The sequence below is a fragment of the Streptomyces spinoverrucosus genome, assembly GCF_015712165.1.
GTDB classification, from domain to species: Bacteria; Actinomycetota; Actinomycetes; order Streptomycetales; family Streptomycetaceae; genus Streptomyces; species Streptomyces spinoverrucosus_A.
On sequence record NZ_JADPZX010000001.1, the window covers coordinates 6728856 to 6747015 of the forward strand.

Consider the following 18160-nt stretch of genomic DNA (forward strand, 5'->3'; position numbering starts at 1 on the left):
GGCGCGGCACAATGGCCCCATGACCAGTACGCCGCCGCCCAGCAGCCTCGACCCCGAGATCGCCACGCGCCTCAAGCGCAGCGCCGACGGGCTCCTGCCCGCCATCGCCCAGCAGTACGACACCGGTGAGGTGCTCATGTTGGGCTGGATGGACGACGAGGCGCTGCACCGCACGCTGACCACCGGCCGCTGCACGTACTGGTCGCGCAGCCGCCGGGAGTACTGGGTCAAGGGCGACACCTCGGGACACGTCCAGTACGTGAAGTCCGTGGCCCTGGACTGCGACGCCGACACCGTGCTCGTCAAGGTCGACCAGGTGGGTGCCGCCTGCCACACGGGCGCGCGCACCTGCTTCGATTCCGACGTCCTGCCGCTGGGTCAGTAGGGTCGGCCGCCATGGACCTCGAGACGTTCCGCAAGCTGGCCACCGACCGCCGCGTCATCCCCGTCACCCGCAAGCTCCTGGCCGACGGCGACACCCCGGTCGGGCTCTACCGCAAGCTCGCCGCCGAGCGCCCCGGCACCTTCCTGCTGGAGTCCGCGGAGAACGGCCGCTCCTGGTCCCGCTACTCGTTCGTGGGCGTCCGCAGCGCCGCCACGCTCACCGAGCGGGACGGCCACGTGCACTGGCTGGGCGAGCCCCCCGTGGGCGTGCCCGTCGAGGGTGACCCGCTGGCCGCCCTGCGCGCCACCGTCGAGGCCCTGCACACGCCCCACCAGGAGGGCATGCCGCCCTTCACCGGCGGCATGGTCGGCTACCTCGGGTACGACATCGTCCGCCGCCTGGAGAAGATCGGCCCCGGCGACCGGGACGACCTGCGGCTGCCCGAGCTGACCATGCTGCTGACCAGCGACCTGGCGGTCATGGACCACTGGGAGGGTTCCGTCCTGCTGATCGCCAACGCGATCAACCACAACGACCTCGACACCGGCGTCGACGAGGCCTACGCCGACGCCGTGGCCCGTCTCGACGCCATGGAGGCCGACCTCACGCGCGCGGTGGCCCAGCCGCCGGCCGTGCTGCCGCCCTCCGAGCTGCCCGAGTACAGCGCGCTGTGGGGCGGCCCCGACTTCCAGGAGGCCGTCGAGGACATCAAGGAACGCATCCGGGCCGGCGAGGCCTTCCAGGTCGTGCCCTCGCAGCGGTTCGAGACGCCCTGCACGGCGAGCGCGCTGGACGTCTACCGGGTGCTGCGGGCGACCAATCCCTCGCCGTACATGTACCTGCTCCGCTTCGACGGCTTCGACGTCGTCGGCTCCTCGCCCGAGGCGCTGGTCAAGGTCGAGGACGGGCAAGCCATGGTCCACCCCATCGCCGGCACCCGCCCCCGGGGCGCCACCCCGCAGGACGACCAGGCCCTGGCCGAGGAGCTGCTCGCCGACCCCAAGGAGCGCGCCGAGCACCTGATGCTGGTCGACCTGGGCCGCAACGACCTCGGCCGGGTCTGCGAGCCCGGCTCGGTGGAGGTCGTCGACTTCATGTCCATCGAGCGGTACTCGCACGTGATGCACATCGTCTCGACCGTGACCGGCCGGGTCGCGGCGGGCCGCACCGCCTTCGACGTGCTGACGGCCTGCTTCCCGGCGGGCACCCTCTCCGGCGCGCCCAAGCCGCGCGCGATGCAGATCATCGACGAACTGGAGCCGTCCCGGCGCGGCCTGTACGGCGGCTGCGTCGGCTACCTCGACTTCGCGGGCGACTCCGACACCGCCATCGCCATCCGCACGGCCCTGCTGCGCGACGGCACGGCGTACGTCCAGGCGGGCGCGGGCATCGTCGCCGACTCCGACCCGCTCGCCGAGGACACGGAGTGCCGCAACAAGGCGGCGGCGGTCCTCCGCGCGATCCACACGGCGAACCGGCTCGCACAATAGGGCGCTTCTCACGTGAACCCCGGGTGACGGTTCGGGCCGGGGGCAGGCGATAGTGGAGTACGTGACTGCTGTTCCTCACCCCCGTTCCCAAGGTTCCGGACCCGCGCGTGCCGGTCGGCGGAGTCTTGCCCTGGCCCTGCTGTGCGGTGCGCTCGGCGCGGCCGTGGCGTTGCTGGCCACCCGTCAGCAGTGGTCGGAGGGCACCGCGACGGTGGCCGGCGGCGCCTTCCCGCTGACCGCCAACGGCAGTGACGTCACCGGCGTCCCCGCCGCGCTCGCCATAGTGGGCCTGGCCGCGCTCGTCGCCGTCTTCGCCGTCCGCCGGGCCGGCCGCCTCGCGGTGGCCGGGCTGCTCGCGCTGTGCGGCGCCGGCACCGTCGCCGCCGCCCTGTTCGGCGCCTCCGACAGCTCCGCGCTCGACGAGAAGGCCGCCCAGGCCTCCGGTGACACCTCCGCCACCGTGGACGCCCTCACCCACACCGCGTGGCCGTACGCCGCGGCCGTGGGCGGCGCCCTCATCCTGCTCGCCGGACTGCTCGCCCTGCGCTACGGCCGCCTGTGGCCCGCGATGTCCGGCCGCTACGAGCGAGGCGGCGCCCCCCGCGCACGCCGCAGCGCCCCGTCCGTCGACCCCGACCGGCCCGAGGACCTCTGGAAGGCCCTGGACCGCGGCGAGGACCCGACGGGCACCGGCCCGGCGTAGGCACTGGACCACTGGCCCTGGTGTGGCGAAACAGACGCACCCGGGAGCAGCCCCCCGCGCATGACACACGCGCGCGTACGGGACAATGAACGACGAGCGTCAGGCTCACCCACGCATACGGCAACGAGGAGCAAGCAATGGCGGACAGCAGCCACGGGCACGGTCACACCCCCGCCGCCTGGACCGGTGTCATCATCATCTTCATCGGTTTCTGCGTCGCGGGCGCCTTCATGGTGATGGACAACCCGCTCGGCTTCTGGGGCGGCATGGCGATCGTGGTCGCGGGCGGTGTCGTCGGCGGCATCATGCGCGCGATGGGCCTGGGCGCGCCCAAGGCGCACCCCCTCAAGATGACGTCCTCCGCGCCGCAGCCCACGCGGACCGTGACCACGCGCGAGCCGGTCGCCGCCGAGAGCTGATCCAACCCGTACGGCCTTCCGCCGCGACCTCGTCGAGGGGCGGCCCGGTGCGACGCCGGGCCGCCCCTCGCGCGCGTCCGCACCCGGGCCGGGCACAATGCGGGGCATGAGCGCCGACAGCCGCAGCACCCCCACACGACGGCTGGCCGCCCCCGTCGGCATCCTCGCGGCCGTCGCCGCCGCCTTCGCCTACGTGGGCGCCGTGGACCCCAACGAACCCGGCCACTACCCCGTCTGCCCGCTACTGCGCTTCACCGGCCTGTACTGCCCCGGCTGCGGCGGCCTGCGCAGCGCCCACGCCGTCGTGCACGGCGACCTCCCGGCGGCGCTGCACGCCAACGCGATCGCCGTCGTCGGCTATCTGCTCTTCGCCGTGCTCTGGACCGTCTGGGTGGTCCGCGCGGCCCGCGGCCGACCGCTCCGCCTCGACCTGCGGTCCGTCCACCTGTGGACGGCGGGCGCGTTGCTGCTGCTCTTCACCGTTGTCCGGAACCTGCCCTTCGGTGGCTGGCTCCACCCTTGATCAACTGGCGGATGTCCAGGTAGTGGGACCGGCGTCAACCGGATGCGAGGCCTTCGCCCCGCTCCGGATACCATCGCAGTGACCACCGGTTTTCTTCTGGGAATGCCGCTTTAACAGTCAACCGTCTGGAAGGGGGCCACTCGCGTGAGTGTGCTCGACGAGATCATCGACGGAGTCCGTGCCGACCTCGCGGAGCGGCAGGCGCGCGTGAGCCTCGACGAGCTCAAGGAGCGCGCGGCGAAGGCCCCCGCCGCCAAGGACGGACTGGCCGCCCTGCGCGGCGAAGGCGTGCAGGTCATCTGCGAGGTCAAGCGGTCCAGCCCCTCCAAGGGCGCCCTGGCCGCGATCGCCGACCCGGCCGGCCTCGCCGCGGACTACGAGGCGGGCGGCGCGGCCGTCATCTCCGTCCTCACCGAACAGCGCCGCTTCGGCGGCTCCCTCGCCGACCTGGAGGCGGTCCGCGCGCGCGTGGACATCCCCGTACTGCGCAAGGACTTCATCGTCACCTCGTACCAGCTGTGGGAGGCCCGGGCGTACGGCGCCGACCTCGCGCTGCTGATCGTCGCGGCCCTCGACCAGCCGGCCCTGGAGTCCCTGATCGAGCGGGCGGTGTCCATCGGGCTCACCCCGCTCGTCGAGGTGCACGACGAGGACGAGGTCGACCGCGCGGTCGACGCGGGCGCCAAGCTCATCGGCGTCAACGCGCGCAACCTCAAGACGCTTGAGGTCGACCGCGGAACCTTCGAGCGGGTCGCCCCGGAGGTCCCGGAGGGCATCGTCAAGGTCGCCGAGTCCGGCATCCGCGGCCCGCACGACCTCATCGCCTACGCCAACGCGGGCGCCGACGCGGTCCTGGTCGGCGAGTCCCTCGTCACCGGCAAGGACCCCAAGACGGCGGTGTCCGACCTGGTGGCGGCGGGCGCACATCCCGCTCTGCGGCACGGCCGGGGCTGACCCCCGGTAGGCTGAGCGGCGATGACTTCGACGATCACCCTGGCGACCAGGGACCCGTACGCCCGCCTCGCGCGCGGCTGCAGGCCCCGAGGCTGCCGCGCCCCCGCCCGCCGGGTGCACGGCCGCCGGGTCCGGTATGTGATCGGCGACGAGCCTGGGCAGGTCAACGGCATGCGATGGCAGCAGCCGACCTAGAGGGGCGCGGGGCTCTGTTCGACGTGCGGCTACCGCCGCGCGGGCGCGACCAGCGACGCACGGCTCGCAGCCGACCGACAACCCCAGCCCTCAAAGGGGTGCGGGGAACTGCGCGACAAGCCACGGACGATCTGAGGCCGTACGACCAGCCCCGCCCCCACGGCGATTAGTGTCATTCCACACACTCACCGTGAGGCTCAAGCATGCCCAGCAACTTCTTCATCCCCGACCCGGAGGGTCAGGTCCCCAGCCCCGAAGGCTACTTCGGGGCGTTCGGCGGCAAGTTCATCCCGGAGGCCCTCGTCGCTGCCGTCGACGAGGTCGCCGTCGAGTACGACAAGGCCAAGCACGACCCCGAGTTCGCCCGCGAACTCGACGACCTGCTCGTCAACTACACCGGCCGCCCGAGCGCCCTCACCGAGGTGCCCCGGTTCGCCGAACACGCCGGTGGCGCCCGGGTGTTCCTCAAGCGCGAGGACCTCAACCACACCGGCTCTCACAAGATCAACAACGTGCTCGGCCAGGCCCTGCTCACCAAGCGCATGGGCAAGACCCGCGTGATCGCCGAGACCGGCGCCGGCCAGCACGGCGTCGCCACGGCCACCGCCTGCGCGCTCTTCGGCCTGGACTGCACGATCTACATGGGCGAGATCGACACCCGGCGCCAGGCCCTGAACGTGGCCCGGATGCGCATGCTCGGCGCCGAGGTCATCGCCGTGAAGTCCGGCAGCCGCACGCTGAAGGACGCCATCAACGAGGCCTTCCGCGACTGGGTCGCCAACGTCGACCACACCCACTACCTCTTCGGCACCGTCGCGGGCCCGCACCCCTTCCCGGCCATGGTCCGCGACTTCCACCGCGTGATCGGCGTCGAGGCGCGCCGCCAGCTCCTGGAGCGCGCCGGCCGCCTCCCCGACGCCGCCATCGCCTGCGTCGGCGGCGGCTCCAACGCCATCGGCCTGTTCCACGCCTTCATCCCGGACGCCGACGTACGCCTCATCGGCTGCGAGCCCGCCGGGCACGGTGTGGAGACCGGTGAGCACGCGGCCACCCTGACCGCCGGCGAGCCCGGCATCCTGCACGGTTCGCGGTCGTACGTCCTCCAGGACGAGGAAGGCCAGATCACCGAGCCGTACTCGATCTCGGCGGGACTCGACTACCCCGGCATCGGCCCCGAGCACTCCTACCTCAAGGACACCGGCCGCGGTGAGTACCGCGCCATCACCGACGACGCCGCGATGCAGGCCCTGCGGCTGCTGTCGCGGACCGAGGGAATCATCCCGGCCATCGAGAGCGCCCACGCCCTCGCCGGGGCGCTGGAGGTCGGGCGGGAGCTGGGCAAGGACGGGCTGATCGTGGTCAACCTGTCCGGCCGCGGCGACAAGGACATGGACACCGCCGCCCGCTACTTCGACCTGTACGACACCGACGCCGAGGTCGCCAAGGACGCGTCCGGCACCGCCGAGATCGAGGGGGACGCCAAGTGAGCGGGAACATTCAGCTGCTGAGCGACACCCTCGCCGCGACGAGGTCCGAGGGACGTTCCGCCCTCATCGCCTACCTCCCGGCCGGGTTCCCGACCGTGGACGGCGGCATCGAGGCGATCAAGGCCGTCCTCGACGGCGGCGCCGACGTCGTGGAGGTCGGGCTGCCGCACAGCGACCCCGTCCTGGACGGCCCGGTCATCCAGACCGCCGACGACATCGCCCTGCGCGGCGGCGTGAAGATCGCGGACGTCATGCGCACCGTCCGCGAGGCGCACGAGGCCACCGGCAAGCCGATCCTCGTCATGACCTACTGGAACCCCATCGACCGCTACGGCGTCGAGCGCTTCACCGCCGAGCTCGCGGAAGCGGGCGGCGCCGGCTGCATCCTGCCCGACCTGCCCGTCCAGGAGTCGGCGCTGTGGCGGGAGCACGCCGAGAAGCACGGCCTGGCGACGGTCTTCGTGGTGGCGCCGAGCAGCAAGGACGAGCGGCTCGCGCAGATCACCGCGGCGGGCAGCGGTTTCGTGTACGCCGCCTCGCTGATGGGCGTCACGGGCACCCGCGAGTCGGTCGGCGCGCAGGCCCAGGACCTGGTCCAGCGGACCCGGGCCACCGGCACCGACCTGCCGGTCTGCGTCGGGCTCGGCGTCTCCAACGCGGCGCAGGCCGCCGAGGTGGCCGGCTTCGCCGACGGCGTGATCGTCGGCTCGGCCTTCGTCAAGCGGATGCTGGACGCGCCGGACGACGCGGCCGGCGTCGAGGCGGTCCGCGCGCTCGCGGGTGAGCTGGCGAAGGGCGTGCGCGGACAGGCGTAGGCGGGCCCGCAATACATACGGGTGCAAAGCGGGAAGTCATACGGGTCCCTCGTACGGGTGGACCTGGGACCGGGGAGGCGCGGTGCGCCTCCCCGGTTCGTTCTGCGGGGTGTGAGCGAGAAGAACCGTGACGGAAAGCGCACCGCCCGGGAGCGGCTGGCGGTCGAGCGTGAGAAGCAGAAGGCCGCGGAGAAGCGCCGACGGGCGCTGATCGTGAGCGCGGCGGTCGTGGGCGTCCTGGGCCTGGCCGCGGTGATCGGCGTGATCGCCGCGAACGCCGGCAAGGACGAAGGCGACAGCGCGGGCCCGGTCGTGGCGCCCTCGGGGGCCAACGGCGAGGACGACCTCGCCATCCCGGTCGGCAAGGACACCGCCAAGTCGACGCTCACGGTGTGGGAGGACTTCCGCTGCCCGGCCTGCCAGTCCTTCGAGCAGGATTACCGCTCGACGATCCACGAGCTGACGGACGCCGGCCAGCTGAGAGTGGAGTACCGGCTGGCCACGATCATCGACGGCATGACGCGCGGCAGCGGCTCCCGCAACGCGGCCAACGCCGCCGCCTGTGCACAGGACGCGGGAAGGTTCACGCCGTACCACGACGTGCTCTACGACAACCAGCCGCCGGAGCCCGACGACGCCTTCGCGGACAACGGCAAGCTGATCGAGCTGGCCGGGAAGGTCGACGGCCTGGACACGCCCGCGTTCCGCAAGTGCGTCGAGGACGGCACGCACAACAGCTGGGTCGACAAGTCCAACGAGGCCTTCGCCAGGGGCGGCTTCTCCGGCACGCCGACCGTGCTGCTCAACGGCAAGAACATCTACGAGGACCGGACGATGACGCCCGCGAAGCTGAAGCAGCTGGTGCAGGAGGCCGCGCGCGGGTGAGCCGCGGGCCGGGCCCGTTATGGAGCCGTAGCCGGGCCGCCCGACAACGGGCCTGCCCGGCACGGTAGCGTCGACCTTGCCATGGAACTTGCCTACATCCCCAGCCCGTCGCGCGGAGTGCTGTACCTCGGCCCCATCCCGCTGCGCGGTTACGCGTTCTGCATCATCCTCGGCGTCTTCGTGGCCGTGTGGTACGGCAACAAGCGCTGGATCGCCCGCGGTGGCCGGTCCGGCACTGTGGCCGACATCGCGGTCTGGGCGGTGCCGTTCGGCCTGGTCGGCGGCCGGCTCTACCACGTGATCACGGACTACGAGCTGTACTTCAGCGAGGGCCGTAACTGGGTGGACGCCTTCAAGATCTGGGAGGGCGGCCTCGGCATCTGGGGCGCGATCGCGCTGGGCGCGGTCGGCGCGTGGATCGGCTGCCGCCGGCGGGGCATCCCGCTGCCCGCGTACGCCGACGCCGTCGCGCCCGGTATCGCGCTGGCGCAGGCGATCGGCCGCTGGGGCAACTGGTTCAACCAGGAGCTGTACGGGCGGGAGACCGACCTGCCGTGGGCGCTGCACATCACGTCCACGGCGGACGGGCGCGTGCCGGGCTACTACCACCCGACGTTCCTGTACGAGTCCCTGTGGTGCATCGGCGTCGCGCTGCTGGTGATCTGGGCCGACCGGCGGTTCAACCTCGGCCACGGCCGGGCGTTCGCGCTGTACGTCGCCTCGTACTGCGCGGGCCGGTTCTGGATCGAGTACATGCGGGTCGACGACGCCCACCACATCCTCGGCCTGCGGCTGAACAACTGGACCGCGCTGCTGGTCTTCCTGCTGGCCGTGGTCTACATCGTGCTGTCCGCCAGGAAGCGGCCGGGGCGGGAGGCCGTGGTCGAGCCGGGCGTCTCCGACGGTGAGGCCGGGTCCAAGGCCGACGGTGCCGGTGACGTCGACGGTGAGGCCGGGTCCAAGGCCGACGCTGCCGATGACGCCGACGGTGCGGACGTCGAGACCGACGTGGCCGAGGACGAGGCGGGGTCGGCGACCAAGAAGACCTGACGGTCGGTCGTACGTCGGCGAGGGCGCTCGGAGTTTTTCCGGGCGCCCTCGTTGTGTGTCGGGAAGGTCAGTCGCGGTGGGCCAGTGCCAGGGTTCGGGTTGCCTCCGTGACCACCGCCGCGTCGATGAACGTGCCGTCGGGGAGGGCCTGCGCCGAGCTGTTGGTGGCCGCTGCCTTGACGATGGTCTCGGCCTTCTCGATCTCGTCCTGGGTGGGAAGGTAGGCCCGTTCGATGATCGGGAGCTGGCGGGGGTGGATGGCGGCTCGGCCCAGGAACCCCAGGGCCCGGCCGTGCGCGCAGGTCGCCGCCAGGCCGTCCAGGTCGCGGACGTCCGGGTGGACCGACTGGGGCGGCGGGGCGAGGGCCGCCGCCCGCGCCGCGTTGATGATGCGGGAGCGGGGCCAGTCGAGGCCGCTGTCGCAGCGTACGCCGAGGTCGGCCCGTAGGTCCGCCTCGCCGAGGGAGATGCCGCGCAGGGCCGGGTGGGCGGAGGCGATGGCGTAGGCGTTCTCGATGGCGAGCGCGGATTCCAGCAGCGCGTACAGGGGTGGTCGGCTGCCGTCGGCGCCTGTTCGTTGCGCCGTGTCCGTGATGTGGCGGGGCGACGTCACCTTCGGCAGGCGCAGGCCCGACACGCCGGGGAGGGCGGCCAGCGTCTTCAGGTCCGTGTCGGCCCATGGGGTGGCCGGGGCGTTGACGCGGACGTGGACCGGGGTGGGGTGGTCCGGCTCGGAGAGGAGTTCCGCGGTGGCGGCTCGGGCGTAGTCCTTGCGGTCGGGGGCGACCGCGTCCTCCAGGTCGATCACGACGACGTCGGCGCCCGCGACGAGCGCCTTGCGCACCACATCGGGGCGGTCTCCGGGGGCGTACAGCCAGGTCAGGGGGGTCACAGGGCGCCCTCCGCGCGGAGGGCGGCCAGTTCGGCGGGGGTCAGGCCCAGTTCGCTGAGGACCTCTTCGGTGTCCGCGCCGTGCGGGCGGCCCGCCCAGCGGATGGAGCCGGGGGTGGCGGAGAGGCGGAAGAGGACGTTCTGCATGCGCAGGGCGCCCAGGTCGGGGTCGTCGACGGTGGTGATGGTGTCCAGGGCCGCGTACTGGGGGTCGGTCATCACGTCCCGTACGTCCTGGATCGGGGCCACCGCCGCCTCCGCCTTCTCGAAGGCCGCGAGGACCTCGTCGCGGCTGCGTTCGGCGATCCAGCTGCCGACCGCCTCGTCGAGGACGTCCGCGTGGCGGGCGCGGTCGGCGCCGGTGGCGAACCAGGGCTCGTCGATCAGGTCGGGCCGGCCGACCAGGCGCATCACGCGTTCGGCGATGGACTGGGCCGAGGTGGAGACCGCGACCCAGCTGCCGTCGGCCGTGCGGTAGGTGTTGCGCGGGGCGTTGTTCTGGGAGCGGTTGCCGGTGCGGGGCTGGACGTGGCCGAGCTGGTCGTACCAGATGGGGTGCGGGCCCAGGACCGTGAGGATCGGTTCGATGATCGCCATGTCGACGACCTGTCCCGCGCCGGTCCGGTCGCGGGCGGCGAGGGCGGTCAGCACGGCGTACGCCGTGGCCAGGCCGGCGATGGAGTCGGCGAGGCCGAAGGGCGGGAGGGTCGGGGGCGCGTCGGGTTCGCCGGTGATCGCGGCGAAGCCGCTCATCGCCTCGGCGAGGGTGCCGAAGCCGGGGCGGTGGGCGTAGGGGCCGAACTGGCCGAAGGCGGTGACGCGGGTCAGGATCAGGCGGGGGTTGGCGGCGGAGAGTTCCGGCCAGCCGAGGTCCCACTTCTCCAGGGTGCCGGGGCGGAAGTTCTCGATGACGACGTCCGCGTCGGCGGCCAGGCGGCGCAGGGTGGACTGGCCGCCGGGCTTGGAGAGGTCGAGGGTGATCGTGCGCTTGTTGCGGCCGAGGTGTTTCCACCACAGGCCGATGCCGTCCTTGGCGGGTCCGTGGCCCCGGGACGGGTCCGGTTTCGTGGGGTGCTCGATCTTGATGACGTCCGCGCCGAAGTCACCGAGGAAGGTGGCGGCGAGGGGGCCGGCGAAGAGGGTGGCCAGGTCCAGGACGCGGAGGCCGGTGAGGGGTGGGGTGTGCGTGGGGGATGAGGTCTGCGTGCTCATTGCGTGAACTGGGCCTCGATTTCTGAGCGGTACGGCATGGAGGCGGAGGCGCCTTCGCGCTGGACGGAGAGGGCGGCGGCCGCGGCGGCCCAGGTCAGCGCCTCGCGCATGGGACGGCCCTCGCAGAGGGCGACGGCGAGGGTGCCGGCGAAGGTGTCGCCTGCGCCGGTGGAGTCCACGGCGGTGACCTGCGGGGCCGGGACGGTCAGCGGCGCGGCGCCGCGGGAGACGTGGAGGCTGCCCGCCGCACCGAGGGTGACGACCACCTCGGGTACCTGGTCGAGCAGGGCGGTGGCCGCCTCGCGCGGGTCGGGGATGCCGGTGAGGGTGGCCGCCTCGTGCTCGTTGGGCACCAACAGGTCGACGCGGGTGAGGAGTGCACGGGGCAGCGGCCGGGCGGGAGCGGGGGTGAGGACCGTACGGACGCCGTGGGCCCGGGCCGTTCGGGCGCCCGCGACGACCGCGGGGAGCGGGATCTCCAGCTGGAGGAGCAGGGCGTCGGCGGAGGAGATCAGGCCCTCGTCGCCCGGCACGAGGTGGTCGACGGTGCCGTTGGCGCCGGGGACCACGACGATCGCGTTGCCGCCCTCGTCGTCGACCACGATGTGGGCCGTGCCGGAGGGGCCCTCGGTGGTGCGCAGGTGGTCGGTGTTCACGCCGGAGTGTTCCAGGGTGGCGCGCAGGCGGGTGCCGAACGGGTCGTTGCCGACGGCGCCGATCATCGAGACGGTGGCGCCCGCGCGGGCGGCGGCGATCGCCTGGTTGGCGCCCTTGCCGCCGGGGATCGTACGGAACTCCCGTCCCGTCACGGTCTCGCCGCGCTGCGGGGCCTTCTCGACGTACGCGACGAGGTCCATGTTCGTGCTGCCGAGGACGGCGATACGGGTCATGGGCGGGTCGCCTCCACATGCGTGAGGTGGGCGAGCGTGTCGAAGCCGGTGCCGTCGAGGTCCGCGATGGAGGTGGCGAGGCGGTTCTTCAGAGGGGTCGTCCAGCGGTCGGGGAGTGCGCTGGGCGTGCCGGTGAGGAGGGCGGCGATGCTGCCGGCCGTCGCGCCGTTCGAGTCGGTGTCCCAGCCGCCGGACACGGCGCGGCAGATGGCGCCCGTGAAGTCGCCGTTCGCGTGGGTGAGGGCGGCGGCGATCAGGGCGGTGTTGGGGATGGCGTGGACCCAGTGGTGGGCGGCGTGGTGGGCGTGGAGTTCGTCCACGACCGTGTCGAAGTCGTCGTGGGACTGCGCCAGTTGAATGGCGTGGCGGACCGCGTTGGCCAGGCGGGAGTGCGGGGGGACGACGGTGAGGCCGGTGCGCAGGCTGGTGTGGACGTCGGCGGTGCCGGTCGCCGCGGTGGCGATGGTGGCGGCGGTGAACATCGCGGCGTAGACGCCGTTCGCGGTGTGGGTGAGGGTGGCGTCCCGGTGGGCCTGTTCGGCCGCCGCGGCGGGGTCGCCGGGGTTGGTCCAGCCGTGGACGTCGGCGCGGATGAGGGCGCCGATCCACTCGCGGAAGGGGTTGCGGTGGCGGGCGGTGTGCGGGGGCTCGATGCCGGTGAGGAGGTTGCGGTAGGCGACGCGTTCCGCGGTGAAGGCGCGGCCGGCGGGGAGTTCGTCGAGCCAGAGGGTGGCCACGTCCGTGGTGGTGAAGCGTCTGGTGTGCCGCTGGAGCAGGAGGAGGTTGAGCAGGGCGTAGTTGAGGTCGTCGTCCTCGGGCATGCCGTCGATGTTCTCGGCGAGGGAGGTGTCGGCCGAGCGGCGGTTCCAGGGGTAGGTGTCGAGGAGGGGCTGGGGGACTCCCCGGGCCGTGAAGTAGGCGCTGAGGGGCCAGTTGCCGGTGGCCTGGGCGAGTTGGCGGATGCCGGTGAGGGGGAGCTTCTCGACCGGCTTGCCCAGCAGACAGCCGACGGCCCGGCCCAGCCAGGCGGCGTGCAGGCGGGACTCCAGGTCGACCGGGGGTCCGGGCGCGCGGTCCGACGACGGCCAGTTCGGGCACAGGGACTTGATCTTCGCCAGGCCTGTCGGCTCCCGGTCCGCCAGCAGGCTCGGCAGGTCCGCCAGTTCGTCCAGCAGGTCCTCCGCCAGCTGGCGCAGATAGCGGGAGGCCGGTCCCGGGGAGGCGCCCGCGCGGGTCGGGGCCTCGGGGCCGCCCGCCGCCTGCCAGCGTTTCTCGATGGCCGTCGGCCGTCGGCCGTCCTGATGTGCCTGGCGGATTTCGTGGCCGATCAGGTCCTCGGGCTGGACCCAGGTCAGGCGGAGCATGCGGTGCCTCCCAACGCGGTGAACAACTGCTCGTGGGTACGGCGCCGGCGTACGTCCCGTTTGAAGATCTCGGCTGTGACTTCGCTGAGCGTTCGCGCCGGTTCCCACAGGTCGAGACGGCTGGCCTCCGCCACCGTCTTCGACCACTCCTCCGGCACCGGCGAGCCCAATGCCCCCGCCAGGGCGCCCGCCATCGTGGCGATCGAGTCGCAGTCCCGGCCGTAGTTCACCGAACCCAGGACCGCCTGCCGGTAGTCGCCGCCCGCGACCAGCAACATGCCCAGCGCGATGGGGAGTTCCTCGATCGAGTGCAGCCGGGACGGGCGGCGGGCGCCGAGCGAGGGGGCCCGGTAGTCGGGGCCCACCGTGTCGTACGGGGCAACCGCCTCGCGCAGCGCAGCCAGGGCCGACTCGAAGTCGGTGTATCCGGACGCCGTTTCGCACACTGCCTCGATCGCCGCCCGCGTACCGTCCTTCGCCCACTCCAGGCTTGCCGTCACGACCGACTCCGGTGTCGCCCCGGGGACGCACGCCGCCGCCACGGCCGCCGCGAAGACGCCCGCCGCCTCGCGGCCGTACGACGACTGGTGGGCGCCCGCGACGTCCAGCGCCTCGGTGTACGCGCCCGCCGGGTTGGCCGCGTTGACCAGGCCGACCGGGGCCATGTACATCGCGGCACCGCAGTTGACGATGTTGCCGACGCCAGCCTCCCGGGGGTCGACGTGACCGTAGTGCAGCCGGGTCACCAGCCACTTCTCCGCCAGGAAGATCCGGTGCAGGGGAAGGGCCTGCGACTCCAGCTCCGGGATCCAGCGCGGGGTGCCGATCAGGTCCGGGACCAGGTGGTCGGCGACGGCGTAGGCGTCGAGGTGGTCGCGGACCTGGGCGTAGACCCGTACCAGCGCGTGGGTCATCAACGTGTCGTCGGTGACGTGGCCGTCGCCCTTGTGGTACGGCGCGATGGGGCGGGCGGTGCGCCAGGCGTCGCCGTTCCAGGGGCCGACGATGCCGTGGACGCGGCCGCCGTGGCGTTCGGCGATCTGGTCGGGGGAGTAGCCCTCGACGGGGCCGCCGAGGGCGTCGCCGACGGCCGCGCCGACGAGGGCGCCGGTGATTCGGTCGTCGAGGTCGGTCCGGTCGTTGGGGTCGATCCGCTCGTTGCGAGAGTCTGCTCGGCTTTCTTCTCCTTTGGGGGTCATGAGCCGAATCATCCCCCTGGCGGGGCCGGTTGTGCGGCTTCCAGGAGTTCGGCGAGTTCCACGAGGTCGGTGCCGGTGAGGCGGGGGAGTACGCAGCCGGAGAGATGGCGGCAGGTGTCGCGCCAGGACGCCGGGATCGACTTGCCGCCACCGAGCGTGCCGGTGAGGGCGCCCGCGAGGGCCGGGGCCGAGTCCGCGACGCGGGAGAGACAGGCCGCCGCGGGGACCGCCTCCGCGATCCGGCCGTGGGCGGCGACGGTGAGCGCGAGGGCGACCGGGACCGTCTCGGCGGCGGCGATGCCGTAGCTGTAGACGTGGTCCACGATCTGGTGTTCCAGGAGGGGGATCAGCGCGAAGGCGCTGACGGCGTCCGCCGCGAGTCTCAGGGCGTGGCGGGCGTTGCGGCCGATCTCCGTCTCCTCGGGCAGTTCGGCGAGCGCGGCTGTCACGCAGGTGCGCTGGTTCGCGCCGGCCAGGGCGAGGGACACGGCGGCGGCCATCGCGCGGGCGCCGTGCACGCCGTCGCCGTCCTGGGTGTAGCGGGCGTCGAACTCGGCGAGGGACGCGGCGAGCGTGGGGTCGCCCGGGTGAGCGACGGCCAGCACGCAGGCGCGTACGCAGGCCGCGTCGTCGAAGTAGTGCGGGTTGTCGTGGCCGGTGGCGGGCGGGCGCAGGCCGGCGGCGAGGTTGCCGAGGCCGGCCCGGACGGAGATGCGGGCGCGCAGCGGGAGGACGGCGGACTCGACCTCGGGGGCGCGTTCGGCCGCGGCGGCGACCTCGCTGGCCACGGCGGTCCAGGTGAGGTCGATGGCGGCGCGTACCCGGCGTTCCCGGCTGAGGTCGCCGAGGGTGGTGTCGTCGCCGGCCCGCAGCACCGCCTCCGCCGCGAACACCGCCCACTCGGCGTCGTCGGAGGGGCCGAGGCGGAGGGGTTCGGGGGGTTGGTTGAGGGCGATGGGGACGGGGAGGGTGGTGGTCGCGTTGTGCTCGGCGAAGGTGTCGAGTTCGCGGGTGAGGCGGCGGGTCCATTCGGGCATGCGGGCGGCTCGGTGGCGGGCGGCGGGCCAGCCGGCGGCGTCGCCCGCGGCGAGGCCCAGTAGGAGGCCTTCGATTCGGGCGCGGGTGCGGGTGCGGGTGGGGTGTTTGTGGGCCTCGACTTCGCCTTCGGCTGGGTGTTTACCACCCGCACCGCCCGTGCGGGTTTCGTGGTCGGGTGCGGGTGGCCCCTGTGGGGAGTTCTCGCCGTCGGCGGCCGCGGGATCGAATCGGTCGCGCAGAGTCTTTGTGTCGTCCCATGGGGGCGGTGGTGTCATGACGGCACCTCCGGCGTCAGCAGGTCCGCCACGTCCAGTACGTGGTGGCCGGCCATCGACGGCAGGCAGCTCCCGCGTGCCGGGCCGATCGGTGCCGCCCACTCCGCCGGGATCGCGGACTCGCCCTGCGTCGCGCCCGCCAGGGCGCCGGCGACGGCGGCGGTCGTGTCGGCGTCGCGGCCCATGTTGACGGCCGTGAGCACCGCCTCCTTGAAGTCGCCGTCGGCCGCCGCGTACGCGCCGAAGGCGAGGGCGACGGCCTCGGGGGCGAGGTCGGTCCACGGGTAGCCGCCGATGACCACGGCGGAGCGGACCGCGCGTTCGCCGTGGTGGGCGACGGCGACGGCGCGGCGCAGGGAGCGGGCGGTCCAGGAGTCGTCCGGTACGACGGCGAGGGCGGAGGCGACCACGGCGATGGGCGGGGCGCCCGCCATCGCCGCCGCGACCCCGGCGGCGACCGCCTGGCCGCCGTAGATGCCCTCGCCGTCGTGACTGACCGAGCCGTCGATCGCGACCAGGCGGGCCGCTTCGGCGGGGCGGCCCGCGGCGAACACGCCGAAGGGCGCGGCGCGCATGGCGAGGCCGTCGCTCCAGGCGTGGCGGTGCTGGGCGGAGATGGGCGCGGCGAGGCCGCGGCGGAGGTTCTCCAGGGTGCCGCGCTCGCTGAAGCCCGCGCCCCGGAACTGGCCCTCGGCGCGGTCCGCGATCCAGGCGTGCCAGGCGGCCTCCGCGTGCGCGGGTGTGAGTGCGGAGCCGTGCCGGGCGAGCAACAGGCCCGAGAAGATCGCGTACTCGGTGTCGTCCGTGCCCGACGGGCGGTCGGTGACGTAGCCGGTGATACGGCCCCAGCGGGCGCGGATCTCGGAGGGCTTCATGTTCTCGGCGGGGGCGCCCAGGGCGTCGCCGACGGCGAGACCGAGCAGGGCGCCGCGGGCCCGGGCGCGGAGTTCGGCGGCGTCCTCGGGGGCCGGGACCGAGGGAACGCAGGCGATCGATGGCATCGCGGCCTCTCCTCTCAGGGCTCTGCCAGAAGCACCTCGGGGCCTTTCGCTTGAAGGCACCTCTCAAGGCGCGGAACCCTTTGCGGAACTGTCCCCGGTGCGGTGTGCCGCGCAGCCTCACAGGCCTCAGCGTCACCCGGTCGACATTTGAGCGCCTGCTGATTCTGATGAGCGTAGAACGGTAAAACCGCAGGTTAGCCCAGCCTTTCCTTGCTGGCGGGGCTGGAATTCCGGGCGTAGTCTGGCCGTTGTCGAAAAGTAGAACTCGTCCAAACAAGCCTTTTGGGGGACCGGCATGGCCATCATCGAGACCGAGGCGGCGCTGCACGAGGCGCATCGCGACAACCACACGCACCGGGATGTGAACGGCGGCTGGCTGCGCCCCGCCGTCTTCGGCGCGATGGACGGTCTGGTCTCCAACCTCGCTCTGATGACCGGTGTCGCGGGCGGTGCGGTCGGTCAGCAGACGATCGTCCTGACCGGGCTCGCGGGCCTCGCCGCCGGTGCCTTCTCCATGGCCGCCGGTGAGTACACGTCGGTGGCCTCGCAGCGCGAGCTGGTCGAGGCCGAGCTGGACGTCGAGCGGCGCGAGCTGCGCAAGCACCCGAAGGACGAGGAGGCCGAGCTCGCCCGGCTCTACGAGACGCGCGGCGTCGAGCCGGCGCTGGCCCGTGAGGTGGCCCGGCAGCTGTCCAAGGACCCCGAGCGGGCGCTGGAGATCCACGCCCGTGAGGAGCTCGGCGTCGACCCCGGGGATCTGCCGTCGCCGCTGGTCGCCGCGGTGTCGAGCTTCGGCTCCTTCGCGCTGGGGGCCCTGCTCCCCGTACTGCCCTATCTGCTCGGGGCCACCGCGCTGTGGCCGGCGGTGCTGCTCGCGCTGCTCGGGCTGTTCGGATGCGGTGCCGTGGTGGCCAAGGTGACCGCGCGGACCTGGTGGTACAGCGGGCTGAGGCAGCTCGCGCTCGGTGGCGCGGCGGCCGGTGTGACATACGCCCTGGGCAGTTTGTTCGGAACGGCCGTAGGATAAAGAGGCTCGGACTTATGCGTTGGGCCGCATAAATAGCCGTTACTTGCTGGTTTCGAGTGCTTAACCACTGGGCATGAGCCGTAAGCGCTGTGGGCAATGAGGCTTGCGGCGCGCCCCCGGGTGAGCGACGCTGCTGTCCGGTTCTTTTGGACCGACGGACATGGATCTGTCCGCTCCGGTCCCCACATACCTCCGCCGCCCGTGCGCGGTACCCAAGCCGCGACCTGCGGCGTCCGCATGCTGGAACGGTGCTTCCGGTTCCCGAGAACCGCTCCATCATGTAACCTGCACGAAATTTTGATCTCACGCAGAGGGCCAGCGTCGTCCCTCGGCACTTGAACATGCCACATGACGACG

Annotated in this window: 19 protein-coding genes; 12 read left to right on the top strand and 7 right to left on the bottom strand. The window is 72.7% G+C overall.

What is annotated here, in order from left to right:
- Positions 1-19 precede the first annotated feature (19 nt).
- The 11 genes from hisI to lgt all read left to right on the top strand — a co-directional run bounded on the left by hisI (position 20) and on the right by lgt (position 8906).
- Positions 20-385 carry a phosphoribosyl-AMP cyclohydrolase gene (gene hisI, locus I2W78_RS30550; RefSeq protein ID WP_196463467.1) on the top strand — a complete coding sequence of 122 codons (366 nt, stop codon included), beginning with the start codon at positions 20-22 and terminating at the stop codon, positions 383-385.
- An 11-nt stretch (positions 386-396) separates the two neighbouring features.
- Positions 397-1875, top strand: a complete 1479-nt coding sequence (locus I2W78_RS30555) for an anthranilate synthase component I (protein WP_196463468.1) — start codon at positions 397-399, stop codon at positions 1873-1875.
- A gap of 52 nt (positions 1876-1927) precedes the next feature.
- Entirely contained in the window at positions 1928-2578 is a 651-nt protein-coding gene (locus tag I2W78_RS30560; RefSeq protein ID WP_196463469.1) for a TIGR02234 family membrane protein, read from the top strand.
- 137 nt (positions 2579-2715) lie between these two features.
- Positions 2716-2997 carry an HGxxPAAW family protein gene (locus I2W78_RS30565; RefSeq protein WP_196463470.1) on the top strand — a complete coding sequence of 94 codons (282 nt, stop codon included), beginning with the start codon at positions 2716-2718 and terminating at the stop codon, positions 2995-2997.
- 97 nt (positions 2998-3094) lie between these two features.
- Positions 3095-3520 carry a DUF2752 domain-containing protein gene (locus I2W78_RS30570; protein WP_196463471.1) on the top strand — a complete coding sequence of 142 codons (426 nt, stop codon included), beginning with the start codon at positions 3095-3097 and terminating at the stop codon, positions 3518-3520.
- A gap of 144 nt (positions 3521-3664) precedes the next feature.
- On the top strand, positions 3665-4474 hold the full coding sequence (trpC, locus tag I2W78_RS30575; RefSeq protein ID WP_196463472.1) for an indole-3-glycerol phosphate synthase TrpC: 810 nt from the start codon (positions 3665-3667) through the stop codon (positions 4472-4474).
- A gap of 21 nt (positions 4475-4495) precedes the next feature.
- Positions 4496-4669 carry a tryptophan biosynthesis modulator TrpM gene (gene trpM, locus I2W78_RS30580; RefSeq protein WP_196463473.1) on the top strand — a complete coding sequence of 58 codons (174 nt, stop codon included), beginning with the start codon at positions 4496-4498 and terminating at the stop codon, positions 4667-4669.
- 203 nt (positions 4670-4872) lie between these two features.
- Complete coding sequence (trpB, locus tag I2W78_RS30585; RefSeq protein ID WP_196463474.1) at positions 4873-6156, top strand: tryptophan synthase subunit beta; 1284 nt, start codon at positions 4873-4875, stop codon at positions 6154-6156.
- Positions 6153-6971: a tryptophan synthase subunit alpha gene (trpA, locus tag I2W78_RS30590; protein WP_196463475.1), complete on the top strand. Its 819-nt coding sequence runs from the start codon at positions 6153-6155 to the stop codon at positions 6969-6971. Before trpB ends, trpA begins: the two co-directional genes overlap by 4 nt.
- A gap of 111 nt (positions 6972-7082) precedes the next feature.
- On the top strand, positions 7083-7856 hold the full coding sequence (locus I2W78_RS30595; protein WP_196463476.1) for a DsbA family protein: 774 nt from the start codon (positions 7083-7085) through the stop codon (positions 7854-7856).
- 81 nt (positions 7857-7937) lie between these two features.
- Positions 7938-8906: a prolipoprotein diacylglyceryl transferase gene (lgt, locus tag I2W78_RS30600; protein WP_196463477.1), complete on the top strand. Its 969-nt coding sequence runs from the start codon at positions 7938-7940 to the stop codon at positions 8904-8906.
- Positions 8907-8973: 67 nt separating this feature from the next.
- Here lgt and I2W78_RS30605 read toward each other — a convergent pair whose 3' ends face one another.
- From I2W78_RS30605 to I2W78_RS30635, 7 genes are read right to left on the bottom strand one after another with little or no spacing between them, the layout of a single operon-like run.
- Positions 8974-9798, bottom strand: a complete 825-nt coding sequence (locus I2W78_RS30605; protein WP_196463478.1) for an HpcH/HpaI aldolase/citrate lyase family protein — start codon at positions 9796-9798, stop codon at positions 8974-8976.
- On the bottom strand, positions 9795-11009 hold the full coding sequence (locus I2W78_RS30610) for a CaiB/BaiF CoA transferase family protein (RefSeq protein WP_196463479.1): 1215 nt from the start codon (positions 11007-11009) through the stop codon (positions 9795-9797). Before I2W78_RS30610 ends, I2W78_RS30605 begins: the two co-directional genes overlap by 4 nt.
- On the bottom strand, positions 11006-11899 hold the full coding sequence (gene rbsK / locus I2W78_RS30615; RefSeq protein WP_196463480.1) for a ribokinase: 894 nt from the start codon (positions 11897-11899) through the stop codon (positions 11006-11008). Before rbsK ends, I2W78_RS30610 begins: the two co-directional genes overlap by 4 nt.
- Positions 11896-13263: an ADP-ribosylglycohydrolase family protein gene (locus I2W78_RS30620; protein ID WP_196463481.1), complete on the bottom strand. Its 1368-nt coding sequence runs from the start codon at positions 13261-13263 to the stop codon at positions 11896-11898. The genes rbsK and I2W78_RS30620 overlap by 4 nt, the downstream gene beginning before the upstream one ends.
- Positions 13251-14462, bottom strand: a complete 1212-nt coding sequence (locus tag I2W78_RS30625; RefSeq protein ID WP_196463482.1) for an ADP-ribosylglycohydrolase family protein — start codon at positions 14460-14462, stop codon at positions 13251-13253. Before I2W78_RS30625 ends, I2W78_RS30620 begins: the two co-directional genes overlap by 13 nt.
- Positions 14463-14470: 8 nt before the next feature.
- Positions 14471-15775, bottom strand: a complete 1305-nt coding sequence (locus I2W78_RS30630) for an ADP-ribosylglycohydrolase family protein (RefSeq protein WP_230885640.1) — start codon at positions 15773-15775, stop codon at positions 14471-14473.
- Positions 15772-16776 carry an ADP-ribosylglycohydrolase family protein gene (locus I2W78_RS30635; RefSeq protein WP_196463483.1) on the bottom strand — a complete coding sequence of 335 codons (1005 nt, stop codon included), beginning with the start codon at positions 16774-16776 and terminating at the stop codon, positions 15772-15774. Before I2W78_RS30635 ends, I2W78_RS30630 begins: the two co-directional genes overlap by 4 nt.
- A gap of 295 nt (positions 16777-17071) precedes the next feature.
- On the opposite strand from I2W78_RS30635, the gene I2W78_RS30640 reads away from it, so the two are divergent.
- A complete protein-coding gene (locus I2W78_RS30640) occupies positions 17072-17803 on the top strand; it encodes a VIT1/CCC1 transporter family protein (protein WP_196463484.1) in 732 nt (243 codons plus the stop codon).
- The last annotated feature ends 357 nt before the right edge of the window (positions 17804-18160 follow it).